Origin of the sequence: Ruminococcus sp., assembly GCF_019417665.1 — a bacterium.
Taxonomy (GTDB): Bacteria; Bacillota; Clostridia; order Oscillospirales; family Ruminococcaceae; genus Ruminococcus_C.
This window is the reverse complement of record NZ_DXUU01000004.1, coordinates 6,054-21,706: the sequence shown is the minus strand read 5'-3', so window position 1 is coordinate 21,706 and position 15,653 is coordinate 6,054. Positions and strand designations below refer to the sequence as shown.

Annotated in this window: 15 protein-coding genes; 8 read left to right on the top strand and 7 right to left on the bottom strand. The window is 48.4% G+C overall.

The annotated features are described in order from the left end of the window. The first annotated feature begins 168 nt into the window (after positions 1 to 168). The 8 genes from QZ375_RS01925 to QZ375_RS01890 all read left to right on the top strand — a co-directional run bounded on the left by QZ375_RS01925 (position 169) and on the right by QZ375_RS01890 (position 6,690). Entirely contained in the window at positions 169 to 849 is a 681-nt protein-coding gene (locus QZ375_RS01925; protein ID WP_295214401.1) for a CHAP domain-containing protein, read from the top strand. Positions 850 to 958: 109 nt separating this feature from the next. Beyond that, a complete protein-coding gene (gene tsaA / locus QZ375_RS01920; RefSeq protein ID WP_295214398.1) occupies positions 959 to 1,630 on the top strand; it encodes a tRNA (N6-threonylcarbamoyladenosine(37)-N6)-methyltransferase TrmO in 672 nt (223 codons plus the stop codon). A 71-nt stretch (positions 1,631 to 1,701) separates the two neighbouring features. After that, complete coding sequence (locus QZ375_RS01915) at positions 1,702 to 2,514, top strand: DUF4253 domain-containing protein (RefSeq protein ID WP_295214395.1); 813 nt, start codon at positions 1,702 to 1,704, stop codon at positions 2,512 to 2,514. Between the two features lie 10 nt (positions 2,515 to 2,524). Continuing rightward, complete coding sequence (locus QZ375_RS01910) at positions 2,525 to 3,196, top strand: response regulator transcription factor (RefSeq protein WP_295214392.1); 672 nt, start codon at positions 2,525 to 2,527, stop codon at positions 3,194 to 3,196. Between the two features lie 56 nt (positions 3,197 to 3,252). Further along, the gene (locus QZ375_RS01905; RefSeq protein ID WP_295214389.1) at positions 3,253 to 4,245 is read left to right on the top strand and encodes a sensor histidine kinase; all 993 of its coding nucleotides are present in this window, start codon (positions 3,253 to 3,255) and stop codon (positions 4,243 to 4,245) included. 145 nt (positions 4,246 to 4,390) lie between these two features. Next, on the top strand, positions 4,391 to 4,684 hold the full coding sequence (locus QZ375_RS01900) for a dockerin type I repeat-containing protein (protein WP_295214386.1): 294 nt from the start codon (positions 4,391 to 4,393) through the stop codon (positions 4,682 to 4,684). Between the two features lie 19 nt (positions 4,685 to 4,703). Further along, entirely contained in the window at positions 4,704 to 5,600 is an 897-nt protein-coding gene (locus QZ375_RS01895; RefSeq protein WP_295214383.1) for a trypsin-like serine protease, read from the top strand. 25 nt (positions 5,601 to 5,625) lie between these two features. After that, entirely contained in the window at positions 5,626 to 6,690 is a 1,065-nt protein-coding gene (locus tag QZ375_RS01890; protein WP_295214380.1) for a hypothetical protein, read from the top strand. Between the two features lie 65 nt (positions 6,691 to 6,755). Here the strand turns inward: QZ375_RS01890 and QZ375_RS01885 are convergent, their stop codons facing one another. The 7 genes from QZ375_RS01885 to QZ375_RS01855 form a co-directional block, all read right to left on the bottom strand. Next, positions 6,756 to 7,220: a hypothetical protein gene (locus QZ375_RS01885; RefSeq protein ID WP_295214377.1), complete on the bottom strand. Its 465-nt coding sequence runs from the start codon at positions 7,218 to 7,220 to the stop codon at positions 6,756 to 6,758. Between the two features lie 6 nt (positions 7,221 to 7,226). Further along, positions 7,227 to 7,364: a hypothetical protein gene (locus QZ375_RS01880; RefSeq protein ID WP_295214375.1), complete on the bottom strand. Its 138-nt coding sequence runs from the start codon at positions 7,362 to 7,364 to the stop codon at positions 7,227 to 7,229. A 12-nt stretch (positions 7,365 to 7,376) separates the two neighbouring features. Next, positions 7,377 to 9,386 carry an FtsX-like permease family protein gene (locus tag QZ375_RS01875; RefSeq protein ID WP_295214372.1) on the bottom strand — a complete coding sequence of 670 codons (2,010 nt, stop codon included), beginning with the start codon at positions 9,384 to 9,386 and terminating at the stop codon, positions 7,377 to 7,379. After that, positions 9,383 to 10,147 (bottom strand): ABC transporter ATP-binding protein, encoded by a 765-nt coding sequence (locus tag QZ375_RS01870; protein WP_295214370.1) that lies wholly within the window; start codon positions 10,145 to 10,147, stop codon positions 9,383 to 9,385. Before QZ375_RS01870 ends, QZ375_RS01875 begins: the two co-directional genes overlap by 4 nt. 209 nt (positions 10,148 to 10,356) lie before the next feature. Continuing rightward, positions 10,357 to 13,122 (bottom strand): SMC family ATPase, encoded by a 2,766-nt coding sequence (locus QZ375_RS01865; RefSeq protein ID WP_295214367.1) that lies wholly within the window; start codon positions 13,120 to 13,122, stop codon positions 10,357 to 10,359. Continuing rightward, positions 13,119 to 14,258, bottom strand: a complete 1,140-nt coding sequence (locus QZ375_RS01860; RefSeq protein ID WP_295214364.1) for an exonuclease SbcCD subunit D — start codon at positions 14,256 to 14,258, stop codon at positions 13,119 to 13,121. Before QZ375_RS01860 ends, QZ375_RS01865 begins: the two co-directional genes overlap by 4 nt. Before the next feature lie 176 nt (positions 14,259 to 14,434). Next, on the bottom strand, positions 14,435 to 15,544 hold the full coding sequence (locus QZ375_RS01855) for a dockerin type I domain-containing protein (protein ID WP_295214361.1): 1,110 nt from the start codon (positions 15,542 to 15,544) through the stop codon (positions 14,435 to 14,437). Positions 15,545 to 15,653: the final 109 nt, after the last annotated feature.

The following is a 15,653-nucleotide window of genomic DNA, read 5'->3' as shown; positions in this document are numbered from 1 at the left end:
AACACTCGCTCCCATTTATTGATTTCACCAAAATTATACCACAAACACGGACAGACACTTGATTTTTTACAACAAATGTAGTATTATATTTTGGGAATACATCGTTTGTTGTATTTAAAGTGTAGAAATACGTCGGAAGATGGATTTTTCAAAGGAGTGGCATTTTTTATGAAAATAGCGCAAAGGCAGAAACGTTGGTTTATGAAGTGGACTGCGATGATGGCTGCAGCAGTCATGATGTTGGGAATGTATTCGGGATTGTGGGTCAGTGCGGCTTATGAGAACACGCATACCAACACTGGAAACCAACGGGAAGATATTGTCGCTATAGCTGAAACGCAGGTTGGCTATCATGAAAGCGGTCTGGAGGGTAGAACATCTGGAAACAATAATGATACGAAATATGATATAGACCTATACCAGATAGACAGCTCTTATCATTACGCATGGTGTCAGGCTTTTGTCTCTTGGTGTGCAATACAGGCAGGCGTTTCAAGCAGTGTGATCAAGAGAACTGCCGGGACAATTGATGAGATTGATTTTTTCAAAAGCCAGGATGTATGGCACGATGGTCCGTATTATGGAGCAAGCTATACGCCGCAGCGTGGGGATATTATTTATTTTTATTCCTCTACCAGCAACAGCCATCGTCATGCAGGAATTGTTACCGATGTTTCTGACGGCTATGTGCACACAATTGAAGCAAATACCAGTGGAAATGTCGTTGCCAGAAATCGCTATCCTCTTACATATTCTAACATTGTAGGATATGGTGTTCCGAATTATAGCGGTAATTTATTAAGCCTATTATATCAACGAATCGTAAATCTTATTTGCCGGAAAACCTAAGGTAATACCGCACAAAGAGCGTGCCGATCTGGTACGCTTTTTTCTGTTTGCTGGACATCTCCCCGAAAATATGCTATGATGAAATAAACATACTGAAAAGGAGCACCCCATGAAAATTATCGCCCACATTGAAAACGATTTCCCCACAAAATTTGGTATTCCCCGGCAGAGTGGTCTAGTACAGCTTCCTTCCCGGATCGTGTTTGAACCGCCGTACCGTAATCCCGATGCGTTCCGGGGGTTGGAGGATTTCTCTCATATCTGGCTCATCTGGCAGTTTTCCGAAGCTATCCGTGAAAACTGGTCGCCTACCGTCCGTCCGCCAAGACTGGGCGGCAATACCCGGATGGGCGTCTTTGCCACACGCTCGCCCTTTCGCCCCAATCCCATGGGGCTCTCTGTGGTGCAGCTGGACGAAATTGTACTCCATGGGAACAAAGCACCCTTTCTGGTGATTTCCGGCGCAGATCTCATGAATGGTACGCCGATTTATGATATCAAGCCCTATCTGCCACACATTGACAGCCATCCCGAAGCAAAGGGCGGCTTCGCTGTGGATGCAGCGGCGCATGGACTAGAAGTGGTTTTCCCGGCGGTGTGGCTGGAACAAGTGCCGTCCCATTTGCAAGAGGGACTGACCCAGGTGCTCGCCCAAGATCCACGCCCTTCTTATCAACATGACCCGGAACGTGTGTATGGTTTCCGCTTCGCCGATCTGGAAGTAAAGTTCACCGTCCAGGGAGAGGTGCTGACCGTGTGTGGCGTGGAACATTTGCAATGAGGAATGGCGGTGTTCGCTGCGCTCACGAATGAAATGTTGGACTGAAATATAAATCAGAAAGGAAAATTATCATGTCATTTTTCAAGAATCTGTTTCACAAAAACGAAGAGCCTCAGCCGTCTCCGACACCAGAAACACCGGAGCTGACTATTGCCCAGCAGATCAGTGATTTGCTGCAATGTCCCGTGACGGAATTGCCCCAGGCAGAAGATCCCATTGATCTGGAAGATATGTGGGACGCATACCAGGAGGCACTGAAATGGGGAAAACAACAGGGCTTTACGCCGGTTTTGATGATCTGCGATGATCTGCTGCTGGAGATGATGGAAGAAAATCTGCCGGAGGGACAGAGCCATATGGAGATCCCGGCGCAGCTGGACGGTAAAGCATGGCTGGAACAGATGTTCACACAATGGGAAACGGATCTGCGCAGCAATGACCCGGAGGGATTGCAGGTGCTGACAGAACCTGCGCCGGCAGAGATGGAGGTTACACATCGTTTTTTGTCTTTGCGGATGAATCTGCTAAAGCAAATGCTGCAAAAACAAGCACCGGTTCTCCTGGCAGAGATACCCACAAAAAATCCATGGGAAGTTCTGGCATGGATTCCCTTCGGCGGCTGGAATGCCTGTCCCATGCCAGAAGAAGCCATGGCAGTTCTCAAGCATTGGTACGAGAAATACGGCGCAGTGCCAGGCTGTATCGGACATGATACCCTGGAATTGTACGTGCCGCAGCCGGTGGGAGAAGGAGAAGCGGCCATACAGCTCGCACAGGAACAGTTCATGTTTTGCGAGGATATTGTGTACCAAGGCGTAGAATCTGTTCCGGCACTGGCGAAAACGCTGGAACAGTCCACAGTGTGGTATTTCTGGTGGGATTGAGGAGAACAGTATGTATCGAATTTTTCTGGTAGAGGATGACCGCAGTATTGCCGACGCACTGCGGCATCAGTTGGAACAATGGGATTTTGAGATACACGTGGCGGAAAATTTCCGGAAAGTATTGGCGGAATTCTCCGCATTTCAGCCCCATCTGGTGCTCATGGACATTGCGCTGCCATGTTATAACGGCTATCACTGGTGTCAGGAGATCCGTCAGGTTTCCAAAGTACCCATTGTGTTCTTATCCTCTGCATCGGACAATATGAACCTGATCATGGCGATCCACATGGGCGGAGATGATTTTATTGCAAAGCCCTTTGACTGGAATGTGCTCCTGGCGAAGATCCAGGCACTTCTGCGGCGCACCTATGATTTCGGCGGACAGGTCTCTGTGCTGGAACATCGGGAGGCAATGCTGAACATTGCCGATGCGGTGCTGACTTATCATGGACAGCGCATTGACCTGACCAAAAACGAATACCGGATCCTACAGATGCTCATGGAGCACAAGGGCAAAGTAGTCAGCCGGGAGGCACTGATGCAGCGGCTCTGGGAGACAGACAGTTTTGTGAACGAAAATACGCTGACAGTCAACGTCAACCGACTGCGAAAAAAGCTGGATCAGGCGGGACTGCATGACTTCATCCACACCAAAGTGAGAATGGGATATCTGGTGGAATGAAGTGCAGTGCATCATGATCGCTTTTCTCAAAAATCACCCCTGAACAGGAGAACCCTATGTATTTATTCTGGAATTATATCAAAACAAAAAAAGGCAACATTGCCGTATTTCTTCTCTGCTGCGGCATCTTTTGCCTGATATTTTATTTATACCACCTGCCCCTCATGGCAATAGGCTATGCGGCGCTTCTGAGCGGCATTGGCTGTCTTGCATTTTTGATATGGGATTATATACATTTCCGAAAGAAGCACCATATTCTGAAACAGATCCAGCAAGAACTAAGCATTACCTTAGAACATCTGCCGGAGGCGTGCACACCTCTGGAAGAAGACTATCAGATCCTGCTGCACGATCTGTTCCACAAGCGGCAGCATCTGGAACAAGACTGGCAGGGGCGTTATGGGGAAATGATGGAATATTATACGGCGTGGGTGCATCAGATCAAAACGCCCATTGCCGCCATGCGGCTCCATCTCCAGGCGGAGGATACACACCAGAGCCGGGCGTTACTGGAAGATCTCCAGCGTGTAGAGCAGTATGTGGAAATGGTACTGTGCTATCTGCGGTTGGACTCAGATTCCACAGATTATCTCTTTGCGGAATATGACCTGGACAAGATCGTGCATCAGGCAATACGCCGGTTTTCGTCCCAATTTATTACCCGGAAGATTCGGCTGGAATATGAACCGCTTCATTGCAGTGTGCTGACAGATAAAAAATGGCTGCTGTTTGTGCTGGAACAAGTGCTGTCCAATGGGTTGAAATATACCCCCTCCGGCGGCACGATCACCATTTTTCTGGAACAGCCCGAGATCCTCTGCATCCAGGATACGGGTATTGGTATTGAGCCGGCAGATCTGCCCCGGATCTTCGAAAAAGGATACACGGGCTATAACGGACGCACCGATAAAAAAGCCAGCGGCATAGGTCTGTACCTATGCCGCCGAATCTGCCGCAATCTGAACCATACCATTACAATTTCTTCCCAGGTGGACGTGGGAACTGTGGTGCGGCTGGATCTGCATCGGGAACGGATGGAAATGGAATAGGATGATTTTTGTGCATATTGACGAATTTTAATGTTGAGTGTTGACAAACAAAATGTAAAATGATATAATGTAAACAGAAAGTCAATGCCGGCGAATGACTTGTATACGAAAACATTCTTATTCACAAAGATCGGAGGGAATTTAAATGAAATTCAAAAAAAGACTTTTATCCGTCTGCACAAGTGCTGCATTGCTTGGTACGATTCTTGGTGCAATGCCCACAATGTCCGTATCTGCTGTAAATTTGATTGGCGATGTTAACTGTGACGGCAGTGTGAACTTGTCAGACAACGTTGCATTGAACCGTTATTTAAACGGTATGTGCGAACTATCAAATCTGACTAATGCAGACACGAATGCGAATTATGTAATTGATGTGGTAGATAGCAAGGTCTTGCTGGCGTTTCTGACCGGTACGATTAACACTTTACCGTATTAAAAGATAGGAGGGATATCATATGAGAACAAAATTGATTGCTTTTGCAACTGCGGTGCTTTGTACTATTGCGATTTCATTGGGCTTGGCTGGTAAAATTTATACTGTAAATGCGATGGAGTATGGTAGATCATATCAATATTATGTCTATGCAACAGGAGAAAGTGATACGTATACACTGTATGGAGAAGATATTGTTTCAACTGTATCTTCTAGGTCTGGCACTGTGGATGATCGTGTTCCAGATCATGAAAATGTAGCAGTAGTGCAGTTAATGGACGTGGGCGGAAGCGGTTTTATTGTGGATGATCATACTATTGCAACTGCGGCACATTGTGTGTATAATCATGGTTTTATTTCGTCTATGCGGATTAAAATATATAATGAAAACTGCACTGCTGTTTTAAAAACAATTACACCGAAAGAAGTGCATGTTCCTAATCAGTATATATTTGATGAGGATGGATATGATTCGGGCGAATACGATTATGCGTTACTTTATGTAGAAGAAGATCTATCACAATACGGTGTAATCCCATTGGCAGTTCCAACGGATAATTTCATGAGTAGTAATTCAACTGTTACGATTAGTGGATTCCCAGATAATACAGCATCTAATCCAAATGCTCATTGCCAAATACGTTATTATGCTGATGGTCAAATTCAAGATTTAAGAAATGTCAGTGACCTTGTCCGTTGGTTCCCATATATGATACTTTGTAACGCTTATGGCAGTGGTGGTGACAGCGGTGGACCAATTTATGTAACTACTACATGTCTAGGGAAAGAGTATAAAACTGCGATTGGTGTTTTTACAAGTATTTATGAACCTTTAGGAAGATTTTATGGAACAAGAGTGACGTCTGATTTGTTGAAATTCTACTACAATAATGATTATCTTGGTGTATACGATTGGTAAGTAAGAAAGGACAAAGGTGATATTTATGAAAAATGGAAGAAAGTATTTTACAAGTACACTCGCCGCAGCGATTTCATTCTGTTGCATCTTCGGTTCGGCTTTGCCTGTTTCTGCGGCTTATGGAGACAGGGCAGAGATCACGAAAGCATCAGAGGATACGATCACGTTTCAGATAGGCGATATTGATTATGACTATCTGACGATCAGCGCTGACAATAACTGCTTCTATTGGAAAGAGCGCACAACAGATTATTATGCTGTTACATTAGAAGAAGGTACGTCTGCGCCGGAAGATTGGAATGTCGTTGCATTGGAAACGGCAGGGCAGGACGGTTTTGATGTCACTAAGATACATCCTTGGGAAGAACAGACATTCGACTTTTCGGAATTTGATGAACATACAGTTGTGCTGGCTGATGTGGCTGACCCACAGAAATTGTATGAAACAGACGGCGTTTTGCATGTATACCAGATGAACAGCGTTGTTTCTCAGACAACAAGCTTTGGTTTGGGCGGCTTTGCTGTCTATACGGATTCTGGCGTACAGCTGACGCTGGAGGATTTTTCTCAGATTCCAGAAGTGGTTTCTGTGGGAGATGCAATGGAGACAGCAAACGATACTCAATCCGTATATGAAGTTCAGGTGAATAACGGCTTTTCTGGTTCATTGAGCGAAACTGCGGAACAAGCAAAAGTGTATTTTGAAACGATCAAGGATTTACAGCAGGTGGAAAAGGTGCACTGTGCAATACCGCAATGCATTGTGCGTGATGCATCTGAGACAACCCCCACCACCTACACCCTCACCCGCATTGCCGACCCGGACGCCTACGGCGATATCGACAGTGACGGTGCTGTCAATGCAGATGATGCCTACCGTGTTCTTGCCTACTACGCAGAGCAGTCCGTGGGCAAAGCGGATGCAAAGCTCACCGCACCCGATGCTGACGAATTTGCCGAAGCGGCTGCGTTCTGCGCCGGGGATGTGAACGGCGACGGCATGATAAACGGTGACGATGCGTATGGCATTCTCTGCTATTATGCGGCCGCTTCTGTGGGGAAAGCGCCGGATTGGAACAGCATATTCTAAATGGTTTTACCATAATATCAAAAACCGGACAGACGGAGATTTTTCCGCACTGTCCGGTTTGTTTTTTATGACGCTATATAGGAACTGCAAAGAGAAACTGTTCCAGTAAAGTCTGCATAGTCCACGATCAGATACCAGTCACCACCTGTTCCGGTGATTTCTTCTGCAATATTTCCCTTTGCATCAGGGGTGACATAGATTTCTTCACTTCCATTTTTTATCATAATCTGTATGATTCCTGCCTGACAAGATACAGAACCGGTGATATTCAATTGACGTGTTTGTAAATCACAGCCGCCGAATACAACATCTTTTCCTCGTGCAGCTTTACAAGCAGCGGCATAGGCACCAGTATAGTCATCTTTGCCGTCTGTACGGTTTCCAATCAAGTCCGATTTTTTGGTGCGTGTCAGTGCGCCCATGGTAGAAACGACTTTTTCATAACCATGCAAAATGGCATCTTTCCCGCTGCATCCCGTACTACACAGCAGTATACAGCACAACGGCAGCCAGAGGATTCGTAACCGCATATTCCCTCACCTTTCTTTCGTCAGCTTTTGCAGCATCCAATCCATGCCGTTCCAGATGCCTGCCGCCAGAATCAGCAGCACACCCAGCGGAACTGCCACAACTGCCAACAGGGAAAAACCAATTATCATGGTTATCATACGCATGAGTCGCTCCATTTATTTCACCAGCTGATAATAGCTCCGAGAGGTCAGTTTGTACATGAGCACATACAGCAACGCAAATACCAGAAAACTGCCCACTGTGACACCTACCAATAGCGGCGTATTGGTCATCCCGAACAATATCAACAGCCGGCGTATGAGCGGAAAAGCAAAGCCCGTGTGTACCCCTGCCGCCAAAAGCGGTGCAGCAAAGACGGTCAATACCTGGGAGTTAATACTCTTCCGGATCTCTTTCTGCGTCATGCCCACTTTCTGCATGATCTCAAACCGGGATGCGTCCTCATAGCCCTCGGAGATCTGCTTGTAGTACATGATCAGCACCGTGCCGAACAAAAAGACAATACTCAACAGGATTCCCAGAAACAGCAGACCGCCGTACAGAGAATAGAAATTGGAACGCTGTTTCGCACGGCAGGCGGTGTCCACTCTGGGAAAGGCTTCGTCCTGCAATTGCAGCGCCTGTATGCTGCTGTCAATATCATCCAGAATGGCAATCTGGGTTTCCTCATCGCAGTCCAGGTCAAAGCCATAGTAGGTTTCCATCTCAGAGGCATTGTCGCCGTATACCTGCTTCTGGTAATTATAAATCTCCTGCATTGTATCTGTATCCGGCACTACAAGATACATCGTGGAAACGACAGAGGCCACGCTGTTTCCAAGATCAATAAAATTGTCCACCTGTTTCTTAATATGAAAAGGGGCAAGTTCACCTAGCTGGATGGTATCATAATCATATTCACCTCGGAACATGTACGCCAACACTTCCCCCTCTGCCAAAGTTTCCGTTCTTCCCGAAAGTGCTTCATATTCATCCAATGTAAAAATTGCGACAGCAATCACATTGTCATAATCAATATAAACACCACTGTCACTAAGATTCATAGAGAGTTTGTCTCCATACTGCAAACCGCTGATGCTTAACGCCTGATAGCGTATTTCATTTTCCGGTGTTATGTCATAAGTATGCATAACTTCTGCAGTGGCATTGTCTATGGACGAGATATATTCTGCATCCGCAGAGTAGCTATTCATCTCCAAATCTCTGGGATATCGGCTGAGCAGAATATCTTCTTCACCGATGCGCAGGCACAGGGAGGAGGAAATCATGACCAGCACCGCCGTAGACAGAATGCAGATGGAAGCGAGACTTGCGCCGTTGCGCTTCATGCGGTACGCCATAGAGGAAACGGAAACAAAGTGACTAGTCTTATAATAATACCGTTTGTTCTTTTGCAGAATTTTGCACAGTGCCACAGAACCGCAGATGAACAGCAAATAAGAAGCAATGATGACCATCACAATGGCAATGAAAAAGACACTCAGCGATGCTATAGGTTCTTCCGTGGTCACTGCCAGATAATAGGCGATGCCCAACAGGATCACGCCGATCGCTGCTAGAATCCACCGGGCTTTCGGGGGCTTTTCGCCAACCTTTTCGCCCCGGAGCAGCTCCACCGGCTTTGCCACATGAATCTGTCCCAGAGAATACAGCAGGATCAGAGCAAAACAAATCAACGTCAGCAGCAGCGTATTGCGTACCGCCGTAGGTTCAATGGAAAATGCCAGAACCGCTTCATTGTCCAACATTCGTGTGGCACAAAGCTCTGCCAGTTTGGATAAGAGGATACCCAATCCCAGACCGCCCACCAGAGAGACCACAAAGAGTATGAGGTTCTGCCATAGCAGGATTCGGGCAATGTTCCACTTTCCCATACCCAGGATGTTGTACAGTCCGAACTCAGTTTTGCGGCGGCGCATGAGGAAAGAATTCATGTAGAACAGGAAGATCACTGCAAAAATTGCCGTCACCGCCATGCCCCAGGACAAAATCATCTGCAAGTTCCGACCACCGCGCATTTCATAAACGGATTTGCTGTAGGTCAGATAGGCGACAATATAGTACATCATGACAATGCCAACGCTGGTCAATAGAAAAGGAAGATAGGTCTTTTTATTCTTGACAATGCCGTGCCAAGCAAGCTTTGGGTACAAATTCATTTTCATGCGTTCTCGCCTCCCGTGGTCAGAAGTGCAAGAGAGGCAGAAATTCTCTGATAGAACTGTTCGTTGGTATCATTGCCCCGGTACAGTTGATGGAACACCTGACCATCCTTGATGAACATAACCCGTCCGGCGTGACTTGCAGCTTTCACGGAATGGGTCACCATGACGATAGTCTGTCCTGACTGGTTGATGGCAGAGAACAGAGACAACAGCTCGTCGGTAGAACGAGAATCCAGTGCACCCGTGGGTTCGTCCGCCAGGATCAGTCTGGGATTGGTGATCAAAGCACGTGCCACAGCAGCACGCTGTTTCTGACCGCCGGAAACCTCATAAGGATATTTTTTCAATAGTTCTGTAATGCCAAGCTGCTGGGCAATGGGTGCCAGCCGCTGCTGCATTTCCGCATAGGGTCTGCCAATGAGCACCAAGGGCAGGTAGACATTGTCCTCCAGAGAAAAAGTGTCCAATAGGTTGAAATCCTGAAAGACAAAACCCAGATTGTCCCTGCGAAATGCGGCGATCTGGGATTCCCGGATCTGGGTGAGATCCTTTCCATCCAACTGAACGCTGCCGCTGGTGGGACGATCCAGTGCCGCCAGAATATTCAGCAGCGTGGTCTTTCCAGAACCGGATTCCCCCATGATGGCGGTATATTCCCCCTGTTCCACCACAAAGGACACATCCCGGAGTGCCTCCACCTGATTGCCGCCGAAGCGGGTGGTATAGATTTTTTTGATATGGGATACCTCTAACATTGCCATTGCAATGACCTCCTTTTTGGAACGAGAAGTTCGAAATGAAAAATGATAAGAGGAATCTGTAACAAAGCAGAAACCGCAATTCTTCATTTCTAGCTCCCGATTCCGAATTGCTTTAACAACTTCAGTATACCACAAACGGGAAATGTGCCGCCATCGATTTGGCTTACATTTCCCGTGGTGAATCTTACATTTTTGTAAGATAGTGATGTCTATCGGATAACCTCCACCCGGCTACCGCCGGTGCGATCTTTTGTTACAACAATCTGCCTGTCCACTTTTTCTTTCAGCTCCGACACGTGGGAAATAATCCCCACCAACCGGTTCTGAGTGGCAAGTCCTGTGAGGGCACGGATGGCCTGTTCCAAAGCATCCTCGTCCAATGCACCAAAGCCTTCGTCCACAAACATGGTATCCAGCTGTATGCCGCCAGCATTGGACTGGATCTCGTCCGACAGTCCCAGCGCCAAAGACAGGGACGCCTGAAATGCCTCGCCGCCGGAAAGTGTCTTGACGCTGCGCTCCGAGCCGTTGTAATGGTCAATGACATCCAGATCCAGACCGCTCTGGCTGCGCATATTCCCAGCCGAAGTCCGGCGTTTCAGCTCGTACTGGTTGCCGGACATAATCATAAGCCGTGTGTTGGCACGCATGAGAATTCGGTCGAACTGAGTCATCTGCACAAAGGTCTCCAGCATGATCTTTTCCTTGCCGCCCAGTGTGCCGTTTGCTGTATCTGCCAGCGCACCGATCTGCATGATCTGCTGTTCCAACTCCGTGCACTGTGCCGCCTGCGCTTGAATTTGTTCCAGGGCATGGCGATTGGTGTGCAGCCGGAAATGCAGATGCTTCTGGTTTTCCTCCAGAGTACGCTGCTTTTCCTCCAATTCCTGTACCATCTTTTGCACTTCTTCCGGCACAATTGGCTCTGCTTCGTCCAGCTGTTTTTGCAGCGCCTGGATCTGTCCGTCCAGCGTGTGGATCTGGTCGGCGATCTTCTGATATTGCTTTCCGGCACTGTCCTGTGCCACCTGCAATTGTTCATATATTTTCTTTAGGGAAGCTGCTGCCTGTTCCGCTTCGGTACGGTTGGCGTAGGGCAAAGAACTGCGCAGCTGCACTACGGTTGTTTTTTCATTTTCCAGTTCCGTTTGCAGCCGGATGACCTGCGGCTCTGATGCAGCGCACTTCTGTTGGAGTTGTTCCAGCTGGGCTTCCTGTTCCGGGATCTGCCGGGATAAAACAGCTTTCCGCTTCATGCGGCGCTGTTCCAGCTGCATTTCCTGTTCCAGCCGGGTACGCTCTGCCTGTATCGCAGTCTGTTTCTGGGATACCGCTGTGGGCAAATCATCGGGAACAAGCTCTCCCAACAATGCCGCTGCCATCTGGGCAATCTGCTGCGCCAGGGCTTCTTCCGTCCCCCGAAGCCGTCCTGCTTCTGCACTCGCCTCCGCAGCCTGCTGTTGTGCCTGGTCACTCTTTTCCCGTAACCGCTGCAATTCCGCTTCGCTGGGCGCCTGTGCAGAGGTAGTTGCCGGATGAGGGTGCGATGTGGCACCGCATACGGGACAAGGGACGCCGTCCTGCAAGGATGCAGCGAGAATGCCTGCCTGTTCATCCAGAAATGCACGGTTCTGGGCGGTAAATTCCTCCCGGAACGCCTGTGCTTTTCCGGATTTCCTTACGTAATCTTCCTGTGCCCTTTCCAGTTCTGCCGCCGCAGTCTGACGGGACTGTATTTCCCGGCGCAGATTTTCCAACCGCTCCAGCTGTTCTGCGGTACTCTGATACCGGGCATTATATTTTTCATACTGTGTGCCAGCTTCTGCAAGGGATTTCAATTCCTCACGGGCAAGGGTCAGCTTCTGCTGCATCTGCGCTTGCTGCGCTTTCAGCTGCTGTACGGTGCTTTCCAGTGCCTGAAACTGGTGCTGTTTTTTCCGAAACTGCCGATTTTTCTGTTCTAATGCGTCATATTGGGGCAGCTGTTGGGTGATCTGTGTGATCTGTCCGGGAATGGCAGCGTTTTTCTCTAATGCCTGCTGTGCTGCCTGTAATTTCGCCTGCTGCTGCGCTTGCTTTTCCAGAAGCTGACGGCGCTCATAGATTTCAGCACGAAGGGAGACCTGTATCTGTTCCAGTTCTTTTGCCCATGTCAGCTGTCCAATGGCTTTTGCATGGGATTTTTGCAGAGCATCCGCCTGTTGTTTCAGTGCAGATTGTGCCGCCTGATCGGTCTGGAGCATACATGTAATCAGTTCAATTGCCTCACTCAGGGGCAGGCTATCCTGTTGTGCCAGCACCAGAGTTGCCGCCTGTGCCGGATCTTCCGGAGGCTGTACCTGCTGCAAATATTGTCCCATGGCACGCTTGCATTCCTGATACCGAGACTGTAAAGCACTGTGTGTACTGCGAAGCCGTTCCTGTAATTTCTGATAGCGTCCAGTCTGGAAGATCTGGCGGAAGATACTTTTTCGCTCTTCGGTAGATGCCAGGAGAAGTTTCAGGAAATCCCCCTGGGCAATCATGGCGATCTGGGTGAACTGGCTGCGGTCGATGCCCATGATCTCCCGGACAGCGGCAGTGACTTCCCTTGTTTTGGTAACAGCATGTCCGTCCGGGTATTCCAGAACGGCATCGGCTTTTTCCATTGTAGTACCGCCGCCACGCTTTGCCGGGCGGAGATATTCTGGGTTGCGGCGGATACGATACCGCTTGCCGCTGTAGAGAAATTCCAGTTCCACAAAAGTAGGTGTTTCCGGCAGAGCATATTTGGAGCGCATCATGGAGCTTTCCCGGTTTTCGCCGCTGGCTTCGCCGTAAAGGGCAAAGGTAATGGCGTCAAAAATAGTAGTCTTTCCGGCGCCGGTGTCCCCCGTAATGAGATAGAGTCCGTGAGTACCCAGCTGTTCCAGTTCCAGCTGGACTTCTCCCGCATAGGGACCGAATGCGGACATGGTCAGGCGAATGGGTCTCATGCGTCTTCCTCCTCCCAGATCTCGTCAATGAGCTTCTGCAAAAATTTCTGCTGGGTCTCGCTCATGGGCTGGTTGTTTTGTTGTTCATATAATGCAGCAAATAGGTCGAAGGGCTTCTGCTCCTGTACATCGTCCGCACCAGTGATCTGCTGGCTGGTTCGGGTTCGCTGATTGTCATAGTCCAGTTTCATGAGATTGGGATAGATCATGCGCAGCTTGCCGATGGCGTCGGGGACATCTTCTTCATCCGTGAGGATGATATGCAAATAATCATCGGTATTGGTATTTTCGTAATTCTTTTTCTCCGTCAGTTCCAGATAAGTACCGCAGATCTCCCGCAGTGCCCGAAGCGGTTTCAGAGGAACTTCCCGGATGGAAACGCTTCCTTTTTCCTCAAGTCCCACTGCGGTAATGGATTTTGCATAGCCTATTTCTGACAGGGAATATTGCAAAGGCGAACCGCAGTAGCGGATGGTATCAGTGCCGATGGACTGGGGACGGTGGATATGCCCCAAGGCGGTATAGTCGAAATCGGAAAAGAGGGCAGCGCTGACCTGATCTGTACCGCCGATCTCTCGTTCCTGGGCTTCGCACAGGGAGGCACCGGCCACAAACTGGTGGGTCACCAAGATATTGCGCACCGTCTGATCCAGAGGAATATGCGCCAGCACTGTACGGATGGCATCCTCATAGCTATTGATCTCCTCGTCAGGATAATGAGCACGGACGTGGGCAGGACGGACAAAGGGCAGGAGATAACACCGCACTTCGCCGTACTGGTCATGAAGGATGACAGGAGAAATGGTGCCGTCAAATACAGGGGCAATATAAACCCGACTGCGCTGCATGAGGCTCGCACCGAAAGAAACACGCTCTGGGGAATCGTGGTTACCGCTAATAAGCAGTACGGTCAGTTCCATGGCGGCGAGCCGGGAGAGAAAACGGTCGAACAACTGCACGGATTCTGCGGAAGGGATGGATTTGTCGTAAACATCTCCGGCAATGATGACAGCGTCAGGGTGTTCCTGACGAAGAATCTGGCAGATCTCTTCTAATATGTAACGCTGATCTTCCAGCAAGGAAATCTCGTTGAGCCGTTTCCCCAGATGGAGGTCAGACAGGTGGATAAGCTTCATAGAAATCCCTCCTTTTGAAAAAGGTCGAAAGTTTATCTGTATTATACCATGAAGCAAGGAAAAAGGCAAGGGTGGAGAAGCCAAATTGTCCATTGCAGTGTTTATAGAAGAACCAATAAAAGCGAGCGAACCCGAAGCCATCGGATCCGCCCATCTTTGCGCTATGGTGTATTCTTTTATTGCAAAATATCACTCCACTGAGCGCTGTTGCCCACGGATTTTGCAGCGTAATATTTCAGCATCAGATAAGCATCATCAGCATCCACTTTGCCGTTTCCGTTGATATCTGCGGCAGAACGATTCCGGTCAGAGAGAACAGACGCATTGCCTACAGACCCTGCGGCATAGTGCCGGAGAGCAAGGTAAGCGTCATTGGCGTTAATGGTCTCATTCTCATCGCAGTCACCTCGGGTGATGTAAGGAATGGCGCCGTTGTCGATTGGCTCGTTCACCACAGCATAGGCAAGCTCATTCATCTGGCAGTGAAGATCCACTGTTTTCACCTGTTCCATTGCTTCTATCTGTTTTATTAGTTGAAGCCTTTCGCCCCGTGTCATCCTTTGATACAGTGCCGAATCGAAGGATATTCTGTACTCGGTACTATTGTTTACCATTTCCACAGAAACCACACCCAGACTTTCCTCAAAATCTCCCGTTGTCAAAGCAGCATTCTCTGCTGTCTGGATATCCAATGTGATCGAAGTGCCGTCCGCCGGACGCTTTTCACTTCCCTCAAAATCATAGTCCAGGTTAAGACTGCTATCTGTCAATTCATATCCGGCAGCACCATAGGTGATAGACGCAAATCCGGGAATAGTCTGCAAATAAGTAATAAGCGCAACTTCATCCACTTCACAATACTTCGAAAGTGTCAGCTGATACGTTCCATCTCCCAAATCTTCCAGTGAAGCATCATTCACATAATGATTGGTGATGTTCGGTGCGCCCTCTGTCAAGGAAACCGGATCTGTACTGCCGTATTTATAAAGTGCTTTTCCCAGCTGTGTTACTGCATCCTCCGGGAGAGAAGTACCCTGTTCCAACTGGATCGTATAGTATTTCTTTGTAAGTTCAATGGCATAGAAGTCATTCTCCGTGAGGTAATGATACATGCCGGCGGATGTTTGCAGAAAATACGAATCTGTATCCTGCGCCATTTCCTCCAGAAGCTGTGGGATCGGCTTCCCCTCTGCCAGAATCCCAGCTACAAATGTGGGCATACTGCACACACTTGTCAGAATCGCAGCGGTGCTCAGGGCTGTGAATGTTCTCTTTCTTCTTTTCATAAAAATCACCCTTTCCATAAAATTATTGCAAAATATCACTCCACTGTGCATCGCTGCCCACGGATTTTGCAGCGTAATATTTCAGCATCAGATAAGCATCATCAGCATC